The 21,346-nt window shown below is 39.1% G+C and carries 21 protein-coding genes and 2 riboswitches; of the genes, 1 reads left to right on the top strand and 20 read right to left on the bottom strand.

The window, feature by feature from the left end:
- Positions 1 to 81: 81 nt before the first annotated feature.
- The 7 genes from V7068_RS07905 to V7068_RS07875 form a co-directional block, all read right to left on the bottom strand.
- The gene (locus tag V7068_RS07905) at positions 82 to 876 is read right to left on the bottom strand and encodes an aspartate/glutamate racemase family protein (protein WP_499712057.1); all 795 of its coding nucleotides are present in this window, start codon (positions 874 to 876) and stop codon (positions 82 to 84) included.
- A gap of 195 nt (positions 877 to 1,071) precedes the next feature.
- Positions 1,072 to 2,553, bottom strand: a complete 1,482-nt coding sequence (locus V7068_RS07900) for an aldehyde dehydrogenase family protein (RefSeq protein WP_499712055.1) — start codon at positions 2,551 to 2,553, stop codon at positions 1,072 to 1,074.
- Positions 2,554 to 2,589: 36 nt separating this feature from the next.
- Entirely contained in the window at positions 2,590 to 3,768 is a 1,179-nt protein-coding gene (locus tag V7068_RS07895; protein ID WP_499712053.1) for an LL-diaminopimelate aminotransferase, read from the bottom strand.
- Between the two features lie 251 nt (positions 3,769 to 4,019).
- Entirely contained in the window at positions 4,020 to 5,579 is a 1,560-nt protein-coding gene (locus V7068_RS07890) for a fatty acid--CoA ligase (RefSeq protein ID WP_499712051.1), read from the bottom strand.
- Between the two features lie 32 nt (positions 5,580 to 5,611).
- Complete coding sequence (locus V7068_RS07885) at positions 5,612 to 6,763, bottom strand: thiolase family protein (protein ID WP_499712049.1); 1,152 nt, start codon at positions 6,761 to 6,763, stop codon at positions 5,612 to 5,614.
- A 21-nt stretch (positions 6,764 to 6,784) separates the two neighbouring features.
- Complete coding sequence (locus V7068_RS07880) at positions 6,785 to 7,930, bottom strand: acyl-CoA dehydrogenase family protein (protein ID WP_127760097.1); 1,146 nt, start codon at positions 7,928 to 7,930, stop codon at positions 6,785 to 6,787.
- A gap of 39 nt (positions 7,931 to 7,969) precedes the next feature.
- A complete protein-coding gene (locus V7068_RS07875; protein WP_499712047.1) occupies positions 7,970 to 8,734 on the bottom strand; it encodes a 3-hydroxyacyl-CoA dehydrogenase in 765 nt (254 codons plus the stop codon).
- Positions 8,735 to 8,915: 181 nt separating this feature from the next.
- Here V7068_RS07875 and V7068_RS07870 point away from each other — a divergent pair, with 181 nt between their 5' ends.
- Positions 8,916 to 9,614, top strand: coding sequence for a DUF421 domain-containing protein (locus tag V7068_RS07870; RefSeq protein WP_499712094.1), 699 nt, complete (start codon positions 8,916 to 8,918; stop codon positions 9,612 to 9,614).
- 211 nt (positions 9,615 to 9,825) lie between these two features.
- On the opposite strand, the gene bluB is transcribed toward V7068_RS07870, so the two are convergent.
- The 13 genes from bluB to V7068_RS07805 form a co-directional block, all read right to left on the bottom strand.
- Entirely contained in the window at positions 9,826 to 10,482 is a 657-nt protein-coding gene (gene bluB, locus V7068_RS07865) for a 5,6-dimethylbenzimidazole synthase (RefSeq protein WP_499712045.1), read from the bottom strand.
- Between the two features lie 68 nt (positions 10,483 to 10,550).
- Positions 10,551 to 10,727: riboswitch (cobalamin riboswitch) on the bottom strand.
- A 62-nt stretch (positions 10,728 to 10,789) separates the two neighbouring features.
- Positions 10,790 to 12,013, bottom strand: a complete 1,224-nt coding sequence (locus V7068_RS07860) for an MFS transporter (protein ID WP_499712043.1) — start codon at positions 12,011 to 12,013, stop codon at positions 10,790 to 10,792.
- Positions 12,014 to 12,322: 309 nt separating this feature from the next.
- Entirely contained in the window at positions 12,323 to 12,814 is a 492-nt protein-coding gene (locus V7068_RS07855) for a PCYCGC motif-containing (lipo)protein (RefSeq protein WP_499712092.1), read from the bottom strand.
- Positions 12,815 to 13,081: 267 nt separating this feature from the next.
- Positions 13,082 to 13,405 (bottom strand): hypothetical protein, encoded by a 324-nt coding sequence (locus V7068_RS07850; RefSeq protein WP_499712041.1) that lies wholly within the window; start codon positions 13,403 to 13,405, stop codon positions 13,082 to 13,084.
- A 195-nt stretch (positions 13,406 to 13,600) separates the two neighbouring features.
- Positions 13,601 to 14,062 carry a spore coat protein GerQ gene (gerQ, locus tag V7068_RS07845; protein ID WP_499712040.1) on the bottom strand — a complete coding sequence of 154 codons (462 nt, stop codon included), beginning with the start codon at positions 14,060 to 14,062 and terminating at the stop codon, positions 13,601 to 13,603.
- Positions 14,063 to 14,085: 23 nt separating this feature from the next.
- Positions 14,086 to 14,505, bottom strand: a complete 420-nt coding sequence (locus V7068_RS07840; RefSeq protein ID WP_499712090.1) for a cell wall hydrolase — start codon at positions 14,503 to 14,505, stop codon at positions 14,086 to 14,088.
- A 304-nt stretch (positions 14,506 to 14,809) separates the two neighbouring features.
- Positions 14,810 to 16,543, bottom strand: coding sequence for a phosphomethylpyrimidine synthase ThiC (gene thiC, locus V7068_RS07835; protein WP_499712038.1), 1,734 nt, complete (start codon positions 16,541 to 16,543; stop codon positions 14,810 to 14,812).
- Between the two features lie 120 nt (positions 16,544 to 16,663).
- Positions 16,664 to 16,778: riboswitch (TPP riboswitch) on the bottom strand.
- Between the two features lie 67 nt (positions 16,779 to 16,845).
- Positions 16,846 to 17,739 (bottom strand): intracellular short-chain-length polyhydroxyalkanoate depolymerase, encoded by an 894-nt coding sequence (gene phaZ, locus V7068_RS07830; protein WP_499712036.1) that lies wholly within the window; start codon positions 17,737 to 17,739, stop codon positions 16,846 to 16,848.
- Positions 17,740 to 17,793: 54 nt separating this feature from the next.
- A complete protein-coding gene (locus V7068_RS07825) occupies positions 17,794 to 17,973 on the bottom strand; it encodes a hypothetical protein (protein WP_127760080.1) in 180 nt (59 codons plus the stop codon).
- 1 nt (position 17,974) lies between these two features.
- Positions 17,975 to 18,982, bottom strand: a complete 1,008-nt coding sequence (locus V7068_RS07820) for a branched-chain amino acid ABC transporter permease (RefSeq protein ID WP_499712034.1) — start codon at positions 18,980 to 18,982, stop codon at positions 17,975 to 17,977.
- Positions 18,983 to 18,986: 4 nt separating this feature from the next.
- Positions 18,987 to 19,847, bottom strand: coding sequence for a branched-chain amino acid ABC transporter permease (locus tag V7068_RS07815; RefSeq protein WP_499712032.1), 861 nt, complete (start codon positions 19,845 to 19,847; stop codon positions 18,987 to 18,989).
- A 10-nt stretch (positions 19,848 to 19,857) separates the two neighbouring features.
- Positions 19,858 to 20,565, bottom strand: a complete 708-nt coding sequence (locus V7068_RS07810) for an ABC transporter ATP-binding protein (RefSeq protein WP_499712030.1) — start codon at positions 20,563 to 20,565, stop codon at positions 19,858 to 19,860.
- Positions 20,543 to 21,316: an ABC transporter ATP-binding protein gene (locus V7068_RS07805; protein ID WP_252294933.1), complete on the bottom strand. Its 774-nt coding sequence runs from the start codon at positions 21,314 to 21,316 to the stop codon at positions 20,543 to 20,545. The genes V7068_RS07810 and V7068_RS07805 overlap by 23 nt, the downstream gene beginning before the upstream one ends.
- Positions 21,317 to 21,346 lie beyond the last annotated feature (30 nt).

Here is a 21,346-nt window from a genome sequence, read left to right as displayed (position 1 = left end):
TAAAATGAGCCAAAATCAGCACTGTCGTATAACGTAATATTACTTTACTGAAAATTCAGAAAATTATAAGTGGAAGTTTCCTTAGATAAAACCATGATATGGTTTCTGGCTAGTAGCATGGTGAATCCAATTGATCAAAGTTATAAAATCATAAGTGGGGAGTTTGACATGTCTTTGTATATCCGCTGCGTATGGGGGTAAATCACTACATTCTAATAAGATTGCAGCTATATCTGGATTATCATTTACTAAATTAATAGTGGCTGTAACAACTTCATTTCTCACTTTTTCATTATCAAAAGTACCTCTATTCTCTATAATGGCTGAAAACTCAGGTAGTTTACTCAAATCCTTTATTACGCAAACACTTGGATCGAATATACCACAGCTTTTAAATAAATTTTCTTTCATTCCATTAGCATACGCTGTCAAAATACCGATTTTTTGGTTCGATTTTAAACCTGTTTTAATCCATGGTACTTGAACAACACTTGATAGGTACACCGGGATATCAACAGCATCTGCCACCTTGTCCTGAAAGTTCCCGAAAAAACCACATGCTGCCGAGATTGCTCGGGCGCCCTCTGCTTCTAATTCTTTAGCCGCTTCAATGATACTTTCCAAAAGTCTCTCATCTCCATCTAATAATCTAGATGTCGTACAATTAGGCACTTTTTTCAGTCTTACAGGAAATGTATACGTACTTAAGTTTGCTACGTTCCCGGGTAACACTGGATACCAACATTCATCGAGATACAGAATCCCGACTGAATAACCAGATATATATTGGCCTCTTTTTTGTGTGACTACAGTGGTTTTTGTTTCCGTATCCATATATCCATACTCTCTTTCTTGATCAATCGTTTTTACATCCATGTTTATTTCCCCCTTTTTATTTACATTTTTCTTCTATACAAACTGTAACTTCAAGTTTGATATTTTTATTTTATAAAATAGTTTTTAGTAATGCTAATATAAATAACAAGTTTTGCCTGTTTTTCCTTGCTATGTTATGCTCGACATAGCAAGGAAGACAGGCATTTTTTGTTCTCATACTATATTCATAAAGTATTAATAGTTATCGATTTGCGCTCTCTGTAATTTGCCACTGTAATCCACATAAATGGATTTCCATTCTGTATATACATCTAATGAGGCCACACCAGAATCACGATGACCGTTACCTGTTCCTTTTGTTCCACCAAAGGGAAGATGAATTTCAGCTCCTGTTGTTCCTGCATTGATATACACAATTCCTGTATCTAGGTCATTCATAGCTTGGAAAGCACGATTAACATCTGCAGTGAAAATAGCGCTCGATAAACCAAATTCTACACTGTTATTCACTTCAATAGCTTCTTCTAAACTTTTCACTTCAATAATAGAAACGACTGGTCCAAAAATTTCTTCTTTTGCAATTCTCATATTTGGTTTCACATTTGTAAAAATTGTTGGAGCATAGAAGTTCCCTCTATCTAAGCCATTTTCCGTTACAATATATCCACCAGCAAGAAGTTTAGCTCCTTCGTTCACCCCTATTTTCACATATTCATCAATTCGTTCAAGGGAGGAACGATTAATAACCGGACCTACTTTTACTGTTTCATCAAGACCATCCCCAATCTTTAATTCCTCAATGCGTTTCAACAATTTGCTTTCTAATTCTTCCTTGACGCTTTCATGAACAATAACACGACTGGTAGCCGTACATCTTTGACCGCTTGTTCCAAACGCCCCCCATAATATTCCATCTACTGCAAGATCAAGGTCAGCATCCTCTAAAACAGTTACTGCGTTTTTTCCTCCCATCTCAAGAGATGTTCTTTTTAACAATGCCCCCGCACGCTCATTAATTTGCTTACCAACTTCATTAGATCCCGTAAAAGAAATAAGATCGATATCCGGATGTTCAACCATAGCATTTCCTACTTCACTACCAGAACCATTTACAAGATTAATAAGACCGTTTGGTAGACCAGCTTCTTCATAAATACGGACAAAACCTTGTGCAACCGCTGGCGTTTCAGTTGCTGGTTTCCAAACAATCGCATTACCTGAAACAAGTGCAGGTAGCGATTTCCAAGAAGCAATCGCAATTGGAAAATTCCATGGCGTTATTAATCCAGCAATTCCGATTGGTACACGAACACTCATCGCAAATTTCTTACGAAGCTCAGATGGAACTGTATCGCCCAAAAGACGTCGACCTTCCCCCGCCATATAATAAGCCATGTCGATCGCTTCTTGGACTTCCCCTCGTGCTTCATCAATCACTTTTCCCATTTCACTTGTCAAAATCTGCGCTAACTCTTCTTTTCTTTCTCTTAATAAAGTAGCAACCTTATATAGAACTTCAGCACGCTCAGGAGCTGGAACTAAACGCCATGATTTTTGGGCAACTTTAGCAGCTTGAACGGCACGATCGACATCTTCTTTTGTAGATTGAACAACTTCTCCAAGAATCTCTCCATTTGCTGGGTTCGTAACAGAAATAGCTCTGCCTGATGACGATTCGCTCCATTCACCATTGATAAAATTTAAAAATCTTTTCATTTTCCATCCTCCTCTTACTGAATTTTGGCTATTCTATTAAACCATTTTGACTCCAAGTTTTTGTTTAATTCTTTCTATGGCCTCATAAAGACGTTGAGTCGGAACAGATAAAGACACTCGAAAATATCCCTCTCCAGCAGGACCAAATGCATTACCTGGAGTAAAAATCACACCTGTCTTTTCCATTACGTTTGTTACAAATTCAGTTGAAGTATATCCTTCAGGAACTGGTGCCCAAATAAAAAAACTTCCATTTGGTGGATTTACATATACTCCGATGGTCGCCAGTCCGTCTAGCATAGCCTTCATGCGTTCTTTGTATATTTGATTATGTTTTGTAATACAGCTCTGATCACCACTATTTAAAGCAAATGCAGCAGCTTTTTGAATCGGAGTAAATTGCCCTGTATCTACATTACTTTTAAGTATCGATAAAGATTTAATAATATCTTTATTGCCTACAACATAACCAATGCGCCACCCTGTCATATTATAGGACTTTGAAAGAGAACCAAATTCTACCGCAATATCTTTTGCCCCATCTACTTGCAAAATACTAGGTGCTTTATAGACATCAAAAGTGACCATATTATAAGCTGAATCATGGGCGATTGGAATTTGATGTTCATAAGCAAATGAAACAGCACGATCAAAAAATTGTTTATCAACAGTAGCCGCAGTAGGATTACCGGGATAATTTAAAAACATAAGTTTTGAGCATCTAAGAATTTCCTTTGGAATAGAACTAAAATCTGGTTCAAAATTGTTTTCTGGTTTCAATGGCATACTATAAGAGTGACCATTAGCAAGATGTGTTGCCATTCTATACACAGGGTAGCTAGGATCCGGAATAAGAACCGTATCACCTGGGTCAATTAAGGCAGGAACTATATGAGCAATTCCCTCTTTAGAACCGATGAGTGTAAGAACCTCCGTATCAGGGTCAAGCCTTACACCATACTGACGTTCATAAAAGTTAGCCACAGCTTGCCTAAATTCCTCACACCCTATAAAACTAGGATATTTAAAATTCGAAGGATTCCGCATTTCTTCAATCAGCTTGTCTACTATATGTTCTGGTGTAGAAAGATCAGGGTCTCCTATTCCTAAATCGATGACATCAACTCCCGATTTAATCATTGCCGCTTTTTTCTTATTTATTTCTGCAAATAAGTAAGGCGGAATTTGTCCTACTCTATCTGATTGAAAAACCACTCCTTACATCACCTCTCTCTTTTTTAAAAATAAATCTTATATATCATAAATAAAATTTATCCTCTTTTACCATTTATAACTATGGATGTTTTATACAAAAATCAGGAGGCAAATACGTTAATCTTCCGTATGATTTATACAAATTTAAACGTGGAATTTTTCCAATAGGAAAACAGAAATGAGAGCGACTCAAAAACGTCGTTATGTAACGACCTATTGAGTCCCCCTCGTCTAGTTAACTAATTATGATTCTATTCAGCAAACCGTTCATCTAATTGCTTCCGAAGCACAAACTTTTGAATTTTCCCGCTCGCATTCCGCGGTAGAGCATCACGGAAAATATATTTACGTGGTCGCTTATAATTAGCTAACGTATCGCTATTTTTACACCAATTTTCTAATTCGCTATCGGTTAAAGATGAATTTTTAGCCACAACAAAGGCCACAACCGTTTCTCCATAGTGCTCATCAGGTAGTCCAATGACCGCACAATCAAGGACATCGCTATGTTCATATAGTGTATCTTCTACTTCACGCGGATAAACATTTTCGCCACCTGAAATAATCATATCGTCCACGCGGTCTTTGACATATAAGAAACCTTCTTCATCTAAATAGCCAATATCACCGGAATGATACCACCCTTTATAAAGCGCTTTTTCGGTTGCTTCTTCCCGTTGAAAATATTCCTTCATCATACAAGGACCCTTCACTAGAATTTCACCGGTTTCTCCTGGAGGGAGTCGGTCATCAGGATCCGAAGGACCATCTTCATTTGGACGCACAATAATCAGTTCATGCTCAGAACAGACTTGACCTGCTGCCCCCGCCTTTCTTACTTGGTCATCTTCGAGCAGCAATGTAATGGCCGGTCCCATTTCGGTCATTCCATATGCTTGAACAAGCTGGATACCTAACTTTTCTTGGCAAGCGAGTACAAGCGTTGGTGCCATTGGAGCTGCGCCATATAAACCTATTTTCAAGCTGCGTAAATCATACTTTGATAACTCTTCCTGAAGCAGCATATTCCACATCGTTGGAGCGGCAAAAAGCTTTGAAATTTTTTCTTTTTCAACCAACTCTAATACCGTGTTTGGCTTAAATTGATGTAAAATGACATTTTTAGCTCCGGCCTGAATTCTCGGCAAAAAAGCACAATGCAGTTCAGCACAATGAAACATTGGAGCTGTAATTAAGCCTACATCATCACTATCTAATTTTTGTGCCTTCGATAAAATATCGCTTTGGATAACCATCTCTTTATGAAGATGAACAACTCCTTTTGGTCTTCCAGTCGTTCCACTCGTATACATAATCGCATACCAATCGTCTTCTGTTACTGTTTCATCTAGCACTAGCTTAGGGGCTAATGATAGTTTTTCATGATAATTGGCTGCATAAGACGGAGTATCTTCGTCAATATACCAAAATGCTACTGTTGGAAAACGCTCTTCTAATGCGGAAACAACTGATGCTAACGGTTGTTCAAATAAGACTACTTTTGGCTCGGCATCTTGTAGAATATAAGCAACTTCCTCAGCCATTAGACGAAAATTAATTGGATTAAATACCGCTCCAATTTTAGCACAAGCAAAGAAAGCGGTTGCTAACTCTTCATTATTATAAAGATACGTTGACACCCTATCTCCCTTTTTCACTCCTTCATTCTTTAAAGCTCTGGCTAAGGCATCTACTTGATTGTTCCATTCTTTGAAGGTGAAGCGTCTATTTCTTCTGACATCGTATAGTGCTTCTTTGTTAGGGAATGTGTTTACTGTCTTTTCGAAAATCTCGCTAATCGTTTTGGACATATCTTTTTCCCTCCTTCAATATAAATAAATGATCAATCTAGTCTTTCAATAATCGTTGCATTCGCCATACCGTGGCCTTCACACATTGTTTGCAGCCCATATCTTCCACCTGTACGTTCTAGTTCATGCATAAGCGTCACCATTAAACGAGCACCGCTTCCGCCAAGTGGATGACAAAGTGCAATCGCTCCACCATTTGGATTTACCTTCTTCGAATCTGCTCCTGTTTCTTTTAACCAAGCTAACACAACGGGCGCAAATGCTTCATTCACTTCAAACACATCGATATCGTCTATGGAAAGTCCTGATTTCTCTAATACCTTCTGAGTTGCTGGAATCGGACCCGTTAACATCAGGGTTGGATCTGAACCAACAACAACGCGAGTGTGTACTTTAAAACGAGGCTTTAGGCCAAGCTCCTCTGCTTTCTTTCGTTCCATTAAAAGTAACGCAGCTGCACCATCACTAATTTGGCTTGAATTTCCCGCATGAATAACACCATCTTCTTTAAACACCGTTTTTAACCCCGATAACACTTCAAGCGTCGTTCCTGGTCGTGGACCGGAATCTTCCCTCACTTCGGTTAGATTTCCTTCTTTATCACTTCCAACAATCGGGATGATTTCTCGTTCAAAATATCCTTCACGTTGTGCACGAAGAGCGCGCTCATGACTTTCTACAGATAATTGGTCACATTCTTCACGAGTGATTCCCCATTTCTCAGCAATCCGCTCCGCAGAAAGCCCTTGATGAATCACTTCATACTTGTCTAAATATTTTTGACTTGGTTTAGTACCTTGGTAGTTCGAACCGATTGGTACGCGCGACATATTTTCTACTCCGCCTGCAACTATTACATCCATATCGCCAGCAAGAATCGCTTGAGCGGCAAAGTGAACAGCTTGTTGACTAGATCCGCATTGGCGGTCCAGCGTTACACCTGGAACTTCAATCGGATATCCCGCAATTAACGAAGCAACGCGCGCAATATCACCCGCTTGCTCTCCTGCTTGTGAGACACAACCGAGAATGACATCATCGATTATCGCTGCATCAATGCCTGTCTTCTCCACTAACTTCTTCAACACTTCTGCGGCTAAATCATCTGGACGAATATCTCTAAAAACCCCATTTCTTCTTCCAACTGGTGTACGTATTCCTTCAACAATGACCACTTCACGCATCCTACTTCCTCCTCTAAACGGTTACAACCCTAGATTTTTGGCAATGATTGTTTTCATAATTTCATTTGTACCGGCATAGATACTGGCTACAGGAATATCTCGATAGCGTCTAGCAATCTTGTATTCTTCCATATATCCATATCCACCGTGAAGCTGCATACAGGCAGTTGAAATGTTTCGAGCCATCTCTGTTAATTTCCATTTAGCCATAGATACCTCGGTTACTACATGTTCACCAGCGATATGCTTTGCGATTAATTGGTCGAGAAAGGCTCTTCCCATTTTAATTTCTGTTGCCATTTCAGCGATTTTAAATTGGGTATTTTGAAACTTGCTAATGGACTTTCCAAACGCTTCGCGACTTTTCACATATTCAATCGTCTCTTGAAGCATATCCTCTGATGCTGCTTGCGCACAAATTGCAACAACAAGTCGCTCTTGTTGCAATTTCTCCATTAAATAAGTAAAACCTTTGCCCTCTACACCAATTAGATTTTCTTTTGGCACACGACAATCTTCAAAGATCAACTCTGCTGTATCTTGACTATGTAGACCAACTTTGTTTAATTTTCTGCCTCTTGAAAAACCTGGCGTATCCCTTTCAATCGCTAATAAGCTAACCCCTTTATGCTTAGGAACTGCGTTTGGATCGGTTTTACAAGCGACAATCACTAAATCTGCATGAATTCCATTTGTAATAAATGTTTTTTGCCCGTTCACAATATAATGATTGCCATCTAAGACAGCTGTTGTTTTAATACTGGCAAGATCCGATCCTGCTCCCGGTTCCGTCATCGCAATCGCAGTAATACATTCTCCTGTCGTACATTTTGGCAGCCAACGCGATTTTTGTGCTCTAGTTCCATAAGCAGAAATATACGGAACGACGATATCGTTATGCAAACCTACGCCAATTAAACTCGAACCAACTCGTTCAAGCTCTTCATTGACCACAACAGAAAAGCCCCAATCCACATCTGAACCACCATACTCTTCTGGTAAATCTGGAGCTAAAAATCCTTGTTCCCCAAGCTTTTTCCAAAATGAACGTGGAATGATTCGATCTTCTTCCCATTGTTCATAAAAAGGAACAGCCTCTTTTTCTAAAAACTTACGCAATGATTGTCGAAAAATAACATGATCATCTGTTAAATATGGATGCTTCAACTGTCAGTCCCCCTCTAGGCAACATCATCATTATTTTGTTTACGGCTGCATGCGAATCGCGCCATCTAAACGAATCGTTTCCCCGTTCAGCATTGGATTCGTTATAATGCTTTCTGCTAATTTCGCATATTCTTCTGGATAACCAAGACGAGCTGGGAATGGTACCATTTTTCCTAAAGCAATCATCGCTTCTTCCGGCAGTGCATCAACCATCGGTGTATGGAATAAGCCTGGAGCAATCGATACGACACGAATGCCATTTGAAGCAAATTCACGGGCAAGCGGCAGCGTCATCCCAGCGACTCCACCTTTTGAAGCACTGTATGCAACTTGTCCAATTTGACCTTCAAAAGCGGCAACTGAAGCGGTGTTAATAATAACCCCTCTTTCTCCTGATTCATTTGCTTCATTTTGAGCCATTTTCTCTGCAGCTAAACGAATCACATTAAACGTGCCAATTAAATTAACAGAAATCACTTTTGAGAACGCTTCCAATTCATGAATCCCTCGACGGCTTAAAACCTTTTTTGCAATAGCAATTCCCGCACAATTGACAACAGTATTAATCTGACCAAATCGCTGAATGGCTTGATCGATAGCTCTTTGAACGTCCTCTTCCTTCGTTACATCGGTTTTCACAAACAAAACGGACTCTCCATATTGCTTAGCAAGTTGCGCACCATTCTCTTCAAAAAGATCAAGAATGACGGCCTTTCCGCCTTTTTCCACAATATGTTGTACCGTTGCCTTCCCAAGGCCGGAAGCTCCCCCTGTTACAATGGCAATCGAATCTTGTATGTTCATACGAGCACCCCTCTCCCAAATATTTGAAATATACTTTTATATTAGCATGACTATTTTGAAAATTCATATAATAATACCCTTTTTGTGGTTTTTTTTTACAAAAAGTTCGTATTATAACAGCTACGATTTGGAGATAAATAGGAATGTTATCATCATGTTTAAAGATCGGAGTATGTATAGCATGAAAATCATGCATTTAACAATAGAACTGATTGCGGGATTTTTTCTGCTTTTTATAATCATCAAATTCGTTGGCAAGAAAATTATTAATCAAATTACACCTTTCACTTTTATTGCCGCTATAGTATTAGGAGAATTACTAGGCAACGCCTTATACGATCATCAAATTGGGATTCTTTATGTTATATACTCCATGGTATTATGGGGAATTTTGCTCTTTATAGTCGAATATCTTGGACAAAAATCCTTATGGTTTCGCGGCCTTTTTGAAGGAAAACCATCTGCTCTTATTAAAAATGGGGTCATCGACCGAGCAGAGCTGAGGAAAAATCGCATGAATATCAATCAGTTGCAAAGCTTACTTCGGCAAAGCGAAACCTTTTCGATTCGAGAAGTTGCCTTTTGTTATTTAGAGGCGAACGGTTCTATTAGCATTTTAAAAAAACCACAATATCAGAAAACAACATTGCAGGATTTCAATCTTTTAGGGACGCCTGTTTACGTTCCTGTTACGCTCATTCGTGATGGGGAAGTACTGTGGGATGAACTAAAAGATTTAGGATTTGATGAATATTGGTTAAAGGTGCAACTCTCATCACAAAATATTTCAGATTATAAAGATGTTTTTATCGCTGAATGGTTGGAGGGGGACGGGATTTTTGTACAGACTTATCAGTTTCAATCCTCACCCTCTAACTAAGGAGGATGCTATGCCGTAGTCTGGATAAGTTGGTATGGTTGTTTTATAAAGAAAGATATTCGCGAACCCCCCCTGTATACCCTACATCGATGGAGGTTCGCAATTTTTTAAAAGCAATAGTTATTCAAAGTCAACAGGATTCCCCTCTTAAACTTTCAACTAATATCATTATAAATACACTTATCTATTTACAAAGTACATAGTCATTGACTTATTTAGAGCGACCTCCCCACTCCCCCTCAAAAATCAATCCATCCAATTGTTGTCGTTTCTCCCAATTATAAATCTCTAGCAAAGGTCGATCTGGATAATTTTCCGTATAACCAACGGAAAGTAAAGCGACTGGATCCACATGATAGGGAATACCTAAAATCGTTCGGACATCGGCTTTTTTATAAAAGCTTACCCAGCCCATTGCTAGTCCTTCTGCATAAGCAGCAAGCCACATGTTTTGGATGGCACAGCTTGTGGACATTAAATCCGTTTCAGGGATTGAGTTTCTTCCTAATACATGGTCACCGGCACTGAATGGGTTGCATGTCACACAAATGGTGACAGGTGCTTCAAGAATTCCGGCAATTTTCAAATCTAAAAAGGTTAACTCGCGATCCGTTCCTTCATAATGAATCGCAAGCGCACGTCGTTCTTTTTCAACGATGGCAGCTAGTTTTTTCTTTGTTTCGTCATCTTTGATAATGATAAAATTCCATGGCTGCATAAATCCAACTGATGGGCCACTGTGAGCCGCTTCTAATAGTTTATATAATGTTTCATCCGGAATCGGTGTTTGTAAAAAGGTCCGAATATCTCTTCGATTAAAAATCGCTTTATAGACTCCGCTTTTTTCTGCTTCACTTAACTTATTCATACTAATCCCTCCAATTTTTAGACAATAAAAAAATTCCCAGCCTAAATAGGCTGAGAATTTGCCAAATCTCAGAACATCCAATACTGGCAGGTCTCCTGGCTCTGATTCAACGTCAGTCTGTCCCTTCCCGGAAATAATCCGGTGGCTATGACAGCGACTCCTCAACTACAGTGGCGGGCTCCGCATCGTCTTACCGATTTCCCTATTCTCTTCCACATGGAAGCACCAATATGGCGTTTAGATAATATGTCTAATACTATTGTTATCCGAAACTAAATTACCATGACTCATATAATAAGTCAAGATTTTACTCTTTTGATAACATTCCTTCAACATTCTCTGATGCTTGCATGTTATAGATTGGTAGAATAAACAAAAGCCCGATAATAAATAGAATCGCTGCTACTTCAAAAATCATAATAATTGAAAACATTTCTTTTAAAATACCAGCAATACTCATTGTTAATACCATCGCTCCAGAGAAAAGCGGACTTAACGTACCGTTCACTCTTCCAATAAATTCTGATTTTGTGTTTTGTAAAATCATCGTATTAATGCCGACTTGAATACATGGGAGGAAAAATCCGTTCACAAATTCAGCGACAAGAGTTAATGTAAGGTCTGTTGAAAAACCAATCACACTCATACCAATTGCATTGGCTAGCATCCCGATTACTAAAAGCTTTTGCGGAAGAAGAGATTTAGAGAATATAACAGAAGCCGCTCCCCCCAAAATCATTCCGATTCCATTCACCATTAATAGCCATTGTAAATTTTCTTTTGCTAACTCTAATCGTTCTGTTACAAGAAAAACGGCTAATGGTTGAATAAGTCCGATTGCAAGTCCTGCAGCCATAAAACAAATTCCAAGTAGCTTCAATTCCTTTTTAGCAAGAACATAACGAATTCCACTTTTCATATCTTCAAGTAAGGTTGTAGCTTTCTGTTCATCCTCTGTTTTATGGTCAGTTGGAATGAATAGAAGCATCACTGCAGAAAGAAGAAAGGCTATTCCTGTAACAATCATCGACACAACGATTCCAAATTGTTGGAAAATCATTGTACCAAGAACAGGCCCAAGCACCATAAAGACAGCAAAAATCGTTTGGTAAATCGACATCGCTGACTGCAGCAATTCCGGGCTTAAATGCATCTTAAATAGTTTCATCCCCGACGGCTGAGAAAACTGCGATAAAATCGACGAAATCAATGTAGCAAAAAAGACAATCTGCCAAGAACCAAACACTAGTGTGAGTACTACCGCAAAAACCGAAATAGCACTTAATATATCACACCATACCATCGTTCTTTTTGGCCGCCAACGATCAGCAAATGTCCCGCCAATAAAAGAAAAAATAAAAATCGGAGCAAATTCAGCAACAGAGATCATGGAAACAGCAAAAGCATTTCCATTTGTTTTTTCCATAATAAATAACAAAATCGCAAAATTCCTCACCCAAATACCGATTTGAAGAAACAAAGCGGATAGGAAAATCGCTTGAACAAATCGATTTTTCAATAATTGTGACATAACAGTCCCCTTTTCTATTAATGATTATGGGAGAAAACAAAAAACCTCCCATCCGTTATTTTTGGATAGGAGGTCGTCAAAAACCATAAAAAAAGACATAGTACATCATGTACTATAACTTCGATGATTTTTTAAAAGTACAGACTAATCCCATTCAAAAATAACTTCGTATTATACAACGAATCTATTCTTCAAAACAGGATTAGTTAATCATCGTCCTATGGTCACCCTTTCGATTTATGATGTACCTATGTTACATTGTTTCCCCATTTTTTTCAAGGTATTTTTCCATTAAATTACCAATGGAATTTATACTTCCGGCGTATCCGTTGGCTTCGCATATCCTTTCTCATATTGTTGATCAATTGCCTCCCGTATTTCTTTTACCGTTTTTCCATTGTTAAAATCAATTACTGTCTTAGCAGCAATTTCTAAGCAGACACCACATTTCGTTCCATGATCATCCCATACCACCGCACCGCTTTTTTTATTTTCAAATACAAAGCAGTCGTAATTGTTTTGATGATTAGCCGATTCCCCACATCCGCAATAACAAGGGATTTGTTCTAATAGTTCTTGATGCTTAGCAGCAGCCGCGTAGATCGTCTGCATATCCTCTGGTTTATCTGCTAGAAATTTAGGCATTTCTCCTATCCCACTCGTTTCTTCACGAATATCACCTGAACTTGTGTGTTCCGTATGACCTTGATGATTATCATGACTTTCTTCCTCACTTGAACAAGCCCCCAATAACAATGTAGAGCAGATTCCGAATGTTAGCATCGCTTTTTTCAATCTCATCATATACACCTCTGGAAAAATTTGGTTTTTCTTATTTTACTAGAAAAAGAGGAGTTTCTTCAAAGGTAATGTTTTCTTATATCCATAGTAAAACCGCTTCAGCCTATATAACCTGAAGCGGTTTTTTCAACTAGTCTACAAAAATCCCTTCATCCTTTGCGTCTAAAATAAGTTCTTGAATCAGCTCATAAATCGTATCGCGAAAAACGGTTAAGTCAATAGCTGGGGTGAGCGGAATAAAACTGATGCTTCTTTCTATACTTCAATTCAATAACGATTGAACCAATAAAAATCACCTTTAGATATACATTCATCGACGTTAACTGTTCCAACGAATAACACATTGTCTTGAATCACAATAGTTGGTGGATATTGAGCAGAATTATATAATCTGTTCTCTAAATCATCATTATAGAGTCGCAACACCCTTTTCCCATGATCCATTTCTAGAATCGATAAAAATTGTGAAAAGTAATGTTCCAATCGTGCTAGATTCATTTCATCAAAACAAACAATAAACAATTTCGATTCTTCCATTTCCGCTTTTCTTAGCGCATTAATTAAACCTGAATCTTCTGAACGATACACCATATGCAGCGTGTTATCAAAAAATTAGCATCAACTATCATTTTACACTAGTAGACCAAAAGTTATTGGCCTTAGAAACTAGGAAAGAAAGCAAAATAAACAACAACTGTGTTCTATTACTAGAGTATGTAGTCAGAACTAAAAACCCTTCCCTTTTCCAAAAAAAGTAAGGGAACGGGTTTTTAGCGTTCTACAAACTCACTCCGATGTCGTCAGGGACGCCTGGACATTCGGATTAATTTCCGCCTGGGGATAGTTAATTTGTTCCCCGAACTCTACCCAGTCGAGATTTGCCATCATCAGCAGATAGCGTTTACCGGTGGACGGATCGCTGATGATAATGTGGTCACGACCAGCCGTTTCTACGCGCCCGTGGTAAACCATTGAATTCCATTTGTTGTTACCTTGGTAAGTAAAGTAGAATGTACCGATCTTACCTTTGTTGAAGCGTAGGATATTTTCGATAAATGATTCTTCGATCGCTCCTGTCGGAATTTGCTGCCCAGTTCCCATTGGAACCACTGGGACGGCAAACGAGGGTCCAGAAGACATGCCGCCGGGTTGTTGTGCTTGTTGTGCGCCACTGCCCCGCATCATGGAAGTTGGATAAAAATCAGGATAATAATTCATTGGATAATAACTAGAGTCCCCACAAGTCATGAGAAAATCGGCTCCTTTCTAATTTATCTATAAAACTCTTTGCAATAGCCCGGTACAGCGACATAGAAGCAATGATTCCTGTGCGCAAAATCGAACTTCGTCATGGGGGATCTTGGCATCGTGTCGGTACAAGGAGCCCGGTGCCTTTTCCCTGGACTGGGGTTAAAAAACCACAAATTCATTCTGGCTCGGGGATCCCTATGACCGTGCAGCAAATTCCTAGCCCTCTGGAGGTCAGCTTCTTTGGGACGTTGTGTATACAATGTTCCATTTAAGACGGGCTCGAAGTGTGGAATTCCAGTTCCAGGTATGGTTTGATAAATCGCATGTCTGATATTACGCAATCTTTTGAAGTCAGGAGCACAGTCAGCCTCGACCCGATTGGCCACAACCGTTCCCACCATGTTCATCCCTTGGGCTCCTTCACCGATTGCTTCCGCCATCATGAGCCTCGCTAACTCCTCCACGTCACGTGAAGTATGTTTTATTCGTCTACCCATTTTCTCACCCCCTGCAGCTTATACAGCTAACTTATTGCCTGAAGCTGGTTTTGGTAGCTTGCCTATCAGCCCAAACTTTAGAAATTGTATCCTCAACCAAAAAAGTCTTGTCCTGTTCCCTAGATTTTCGCCATACCTTGAGTCATACCACTAAATTTTGTAATTCATATATCTTTACTTACAAAAAACCTTGCAGAAATTATGCTCTGCAAGGTCTCGTTTTACATATATAATTTAAATAGTTTTCTTACTGATAAATCTTTGAACCACTCTGACGGAACTCCTCCGCTTTCTCTTCTAGCGCTTTATCTATTTCCATATCACGGATATTATGAGAAATCTTCATGCTGCAAAATTTTGGGCCGCACATTGAACAGAAATGAGCAGTTTTAGCTCCTTCTGCTGGCAGCGTTTCATCATGGTATTCCATCGCTCGCTCCGGATCAAGTGATAAGTTAAATTGATCACGCCAACGGAATTCAAATCGTGCTTTTGAAAGAGCGTTATCACGAAGTTCTGCTCCAGGATGTCCTTTGGCAAGATCGGCTGCATGAGCGGCAATTTTATACGTAATAACCCCATCGCGCACATCGTCTTTATTTGGCAAGCCTAAATGTTCTTTCGGTGTTACATAGCAAAGCATAGCTGTTCCGTATGAAGCAATCATCGCTGCGCCAATGGCTGACGTAATATGGTCATAGCCTGGTGCAATATCAGTCGTTAATGGTCCAAGCGTATAGAATGGCGCTTCCATGCAAATATCTAATTGCTTATCCATATTTTCTTTAATTTTATGCATCGGTACATGACCTGGTCCTTCAATCATCACTTGCACATCATGTTTCCAGGCGATTTTCGTTAATTCACCGAGCGTTTCGAGCTCTGCAAATTGGGCATCATCATTCGCATCAGCAATCGAACCCGGACGAAGCCCATCTCCTAATGAAAAAGCAACATCGTATGCTTTCATAATTTCACATATTTCTTCAAAATGTGTATATAAGAAGCTTTCTTGATGATGCGCTAAACACCATTGCGCCATAATCGAGCCGCCGCGAGATACAATGCCAGTCGTGCGTTTCGCTGTTAGTGGAATATATGGAAGGCGTACCCCCGCATGAATCGTGAAGTAATCGACACCTTGTTCCGCTTGTTCAATTAACGTATCTCGGAACACTTCCCATGTTAAATCTTCAGCAATACCATTCACTTTTTCAAGAGCTTGATAAATCGGAACGGTCCCAACTGGAACAGGACAATTGCGAATAATCCACTCTCGCGTTGTATGAATATTTTTCCCTGTAGAGAGATCCATCATTGTGTCGGCTCCCCAGCGAATAGCCCACGTCATTTTTTCCACTTCTTCATCGATTGACGAAGTTACTGCAGAATTGCCGATATTAGCATTAATTTTCACTAAAAAATTACGTCCAATAATCATTGGTTCACTTTCTGGATGATTAATATTAGCTGGAATAATCGCTCGCCCTTCCGCTACTTCTTTACGAACAAATTCTGGGTCCATATTCTCTCGCAATGCGATATATTCCATTTCAGGTGTAATGATTCCTTGACGGGCATAATGCATTTGCGTTACATTTTTTCCTTTTTTTGCGCGAAGCGGCTTTCTTTTTAATCCAGGAAATACAAATTCTTTTCCTTGATCGATCTTTTTATATCCATTGTCCTCAGGCTTGATTTCACGCCCAATATATTCCTCGGTATCTTCACGATCACGAATCCATTCGCTCCGTACAGATGGAAGACCTTTTTCAATATCAATCTCCACTTGTGGATCTGTGTAAGAACCGCTCGTATCATAGACACGGATAGGCTGATTTACTTCTTCCCCTCGCGCTGTCACAGTTGGAGACTGTTGAATCTCACGGAAAGGAACTCTTATACTTGGTTGTGATCCTTCTACAAATACTTTTTTACTAGCTGGAAAACTGGTCATTACGACGTTCTTTTGTTCACTCATCATCCATTCCTCCTTTAGTTATAGGACGAAATCTGATTCCCAAGCGGCATGAAAAAACCGGGCTCTGTATAAACAGAACCCGGTAGTAGTCAGTTTTTTAAACGGCACAAAGCCATGAAAAAAAGCAGATAGCAACTTCCCCACGCTGGTATGAGCCAGATCAGGTCCTGAGGGTTAAGAAACTTTATCGTGTTTCTCTCTCAGCCCAACTTATTGGACACCCCTAGTATGAAAATATTAACTTTTCTATTACACTATAAAATAAATTTATAGACATGTAAAGAGAATATTGAAAATTTTGCCTATCGAACCTTATTTTTTAAAAATTGAACAATTTCATCACGTAACAAATCCAGATTATCAATTAATGGAGAATGACCGCAAGCCGCCAATTCTTTAAAAACCGCTCGACCATGAAAATCTTCCATGATTTCATCGGCCATTTGTTTAGAAATCACTAAATCATCACTTCCTCGTAATATAAGGACAGGTATTTGAATATCCTTCACTTGATTTCTACCTTGAAGCAACCCATTATGTTGATCACTTATATTAAAAATATTTAAAGTATGATAGACTTCGGCAAGATTGCGCTGTGTAAGCATATCGTCCACATATTCCTCATACTTCTTGTCATCAGGCTGCTTCTTTGTATAAATTAAAGTATTCCACACAGACTTCAAAAAGTCCCGATTATTCATATCATATGCTTGTTGTACAGCCATTGTCTTAGCATCATTTCTGACTTCTTCCTGTGTTTGCAGTCGCTTCGTCAAATCCGGGCTTCCAAACGTTGGATATCCCCTCGTTGAAACAGAGGCTAATAAAATTAATTGCTCGCATAGCCCTGGGTAATCCGCACAAAACTGCATTGCAACCGCACCGCCAGTCGACCAACCAATCATACTAAACTTGGATAGCTGTAACTGATCAACAAAAAGTTTGAGGTCATCTGAAAAATCTTTGATACTTTCAACTGGACGTATATACGTCGAATGACCGAAACCTCGTAAATCCACAGCGAATATTTTATAAGAGGAAGGAATAACATCGATTAAAAGATCCCAATGCTTAGAAGAGGTCATATTTCCATGAACAAGAAGTAACACTTTATCTCCGCCTGCCCTTTCACGGTATCCTAATGTTTCTCCATTTGCTAAAGTCGTTCTTTTCAGTTCCACTCCCACTTTATTCATTCACTTCATCTCCTCATCTACTATTTGCTAAATACACCCCTCGATTTCTTTTCTTTATCGTTTCGTTAGAGATTGTCTTACAAAATTTACGGCATCATCTAGATTTTCGAAGGTCATTTCATCATCGTCTTGAATATGAGTCACTTTAATCCTCCACTGCTTCTCTTCTGTCAACGTTTCCGTATTTGCGAGATGGAAGCGAAAGATAAATGAAACGATTGTTTGCCCGCTCATCTCACCCCTCCTTCACTATATTCTCTGAAGTCGATACATCTTCCTTCTTTCCTTTTTTTGCAACAAGTTTTCGGACACTACCGACAATCCCATTTGGAAAGAACATTACTGCAAGGATATACACAACGCCAAACAAAATAAGCCAACGCTCAAAAATCCAATGCACCTTTGCAAGTCCTGTCAGCCAATGGTGAGCCAATTCAATGATAGCCGCCCCTAAAACAGGGCCGATTAGTGTACCCACTCCACCAATAATCGTCATTAATAAAGCATCAAGCGTAATGTCCATCGTAAATACACTCGTATTGACAAAACGCAGCGATAAAGCATATAAAGAACCACTTAAACTCGCAATTCCGCCAGCTACGATACTAGCAATGATTTTATAATGCAAAACTTGATAGCCAAGCGATTCTGCCCGTTGTTCATTATCCTTAATAGCTAGCAATATTCTTCCTAATGGAGACTGAATAAATCGTTTTAATCCAAAATAGACAATGATCATCAGCACAAGACAAACAAGATAAAAGTGAAGTCGATTATGGAAAAACTCAGGAACTCGAAATGTAAATCCATCATTTCCGTACGTAAGGGTCCTCCATTTTTCTGCAGCGACAAGAAATAGACCAGCAAGAGCCAGCGTCAACATCGCATAATAATGACTTTTTAAACGAAGCGTCATCAACCCTACAACAAAACTGATAATTAGAGAAAACAAAACACCCAAAATAATCGCCCCAGTAACAAGAAGCATCGTTGGTTCATAATGCTTTAACATAACGCTCACGCAGTAAGCTCCAATGCCAAAAAACATTGCATGCCCAAAAGAAACAATGCCGGTAAAACCAAGTAAAATATCATAGCTCATCGCAAAAATCGCAAAGATAAAAATTTGTGTAAAAAGGATTAACATGCTTCGATCTTCATAAATAAATGGAAATACGAATAAAGCGAGACCTATAATCAAAAATAGCAGAGACTCTTTATCAGTAAATCTATTCCTTCTCACCTCATCACCCCTTTAGCGCAAACAATCCTTGCGGCCTAACTAGTAAAACAACAGCCATAATCAGCATATTAACGGCTAGCGAAAGCTCAGGAACATAATAAGCCATAAAGGAACCAATAAGTCCAACAAGCGTAGCTGCTAAGATGGAACCTGTAATATTACCCATCCCGCCAATGACAACGACGATAAAAGCGAGAATCGCATATTCCATCCCCATATTTCCATGAATCACTCCCGCATATGGAGCAATCAACATGCCGCTTAATGCTGCCATAGCCGCTCCAGCCATAAACACATATAAAAAAATCCGCTTAATATTAATACCTAATGACTGAACCATTTCTTTATTAATCACTCCTGCGCGTACAATCAGCCCGATCTTCGTATGTTTTAACATATAATAAATCAAGGCGTACATGAGGAGGCCGACCACAATAATAAAAGCTCGATATTTAATAATTAAAATATTCCCGATTTCCCAGCTTCCTGTTAAATAGGCTGGAGGTGTAACAGCAATTTGATTAGGTCCCCAGATTACTTTCAAAAATTCCGAGAGAACAATCATAAAACCGAGTGTAATCAATATTTGCTGAACATGATTTCCATACACAGGCTGAATAATCCACTTTTCCGTTATAAAACCGAGAATGATACCCATGAAAATAGCTCCTATTATTCCTGCTATAAAACTATTTGTTAATAGATACAGCCAGACACCGGCATATGCTCCCCAAGCAAAAAGGCCCCCATGAGCAAAATTCAAAACACTCATTAAACCGAAAATTAATGTTAAACCTGCAGCTAGAAGGAAAATTAACATTCCTGTTGCAAGACCATTAATCGTTAAATTAATGAATAGCTCCATATTATGCCCCCTAAGCGATTCCTAAATATTTCCGACGAAGACTTTCATCTTCACGAAGAAGCTGCATCCGTCCATTAAATACCGTTCTGCCGTCGTCAATAATATAAAAAGAGTCTCCTATTTGACTGGCCATCAAAAAGTTTTGTTCAACTAGAATAATCGTTGTTTTTTGCTTCATTTCTTGAATAGAATGCATAACCTTCTCCACAACAATCGGTGCTAAGCCTTTACTTGGTTCGTCAATCAACAACAATTCGGTTTCATTGACATAAGCTCTGGCAATAGAAAGCATTTGCTTTTGCCCGCCGCTTAGCAGTCCGCCTGGCTTTTTCCAAAATGTTTTCAAGTCTGGAAAAAGATTAAGAATCCATTCCATTCTCTCCATCACACCATCACTTTCTTTTTTAATCGCTACTTTCATATTTTCTTCAACTGTTAACTCTCCAAAGATTCCTTGGTCTTCTGGCACATACCCAATCCCTCTATTGGCAATGTCATGTGGAGGCAACCCGTTCATGATTGCTCCTTTGAAGGCTACCTCTCCCTTTGTCGGTGGATTTAAGCCCATAATCGTTCGTAAAGTTGTCGTCTTGCCCGCTCCATTTCTACCTAATAGCACCGTTACTTCTCCAGCTGGTACTTCAAATGAAATATCTTGAAGAATATGATATTGGTCAATATACGTTTCAACATTTTTAAGACTGAGAAGTGAATTCATCGTACAAACCTCCTAAATAAGCGGACTGCACCATTTCATTGTCCATAATTTCCCTCGGTGTTCCTTCCGCGAGAAGTTTCCCATTAAATAACACCATAATTCGATCAGACAAATCCATAATCATATCCATTTTGTGTTCAATCAATAAAATCGTTTTATCTCCTTCTTCTTTAATTTTTTTAATCACTTGTAGAATAGCTGGTACATCTTCCAACGACATTCCTGCTGTCGGTTCATCTAATAAGAGTAACTCTGGTTCAAGTGCAAGCAACATGGCCATTTCTAGCTTTCGTTTCTCTCCATGAGCAAGATTAATGGCTAATGTGTTTTCTTTATGATCTAGTAGAGCTACATGCAGCCAATGTAACGCTTTTTCTTCAAATTTTTGATAGCTGCGATAATGCGTAAAAGCTTGATAGCGCAATTTAGCTTGTGACTGGACAGCCAATCTTACATTTTCTAATACAGTTAAATTAGGGAAAACATTAGTAATCTGAAAAGAACGCCCTATCCCTAAGCGTGTTCGTTCAACGACAGAGCGCTTCGTGATTTGTTGACCCTTCAGATATATTTCTCCTTTTGTTGGCTTCAATTGTCCACTTAAGAGATTGAACAAGGTCGTTTTCCCCGCTCCATTTGGACCAATAATCGATTTAAATTCATTTTTCTCAACCGAAAAGCTAACATCCTGTACAGCTTGGTGTGCTCCAAATGTAATGCCTAGATTTTTCGTTTCAAGAATCGCCACCACTCACTCACCATCCTTTTAAGATGTTCTATT

Source organism: Bacillus sp. JJ634 (genome assembly GCF_036962285.1).
Taxonomy (GTDB): domain Bacteria; phylum Bacillota; class Bacilli; order Bacillales; family DSM-1321; genus Peribacillus; species Peribacillus asahii_A.
The sequence above is the reverse complement of the archived record's forward strand: the minus strand, read 5'-3'. Positions and strand labels throughout refer to the sequence as shown.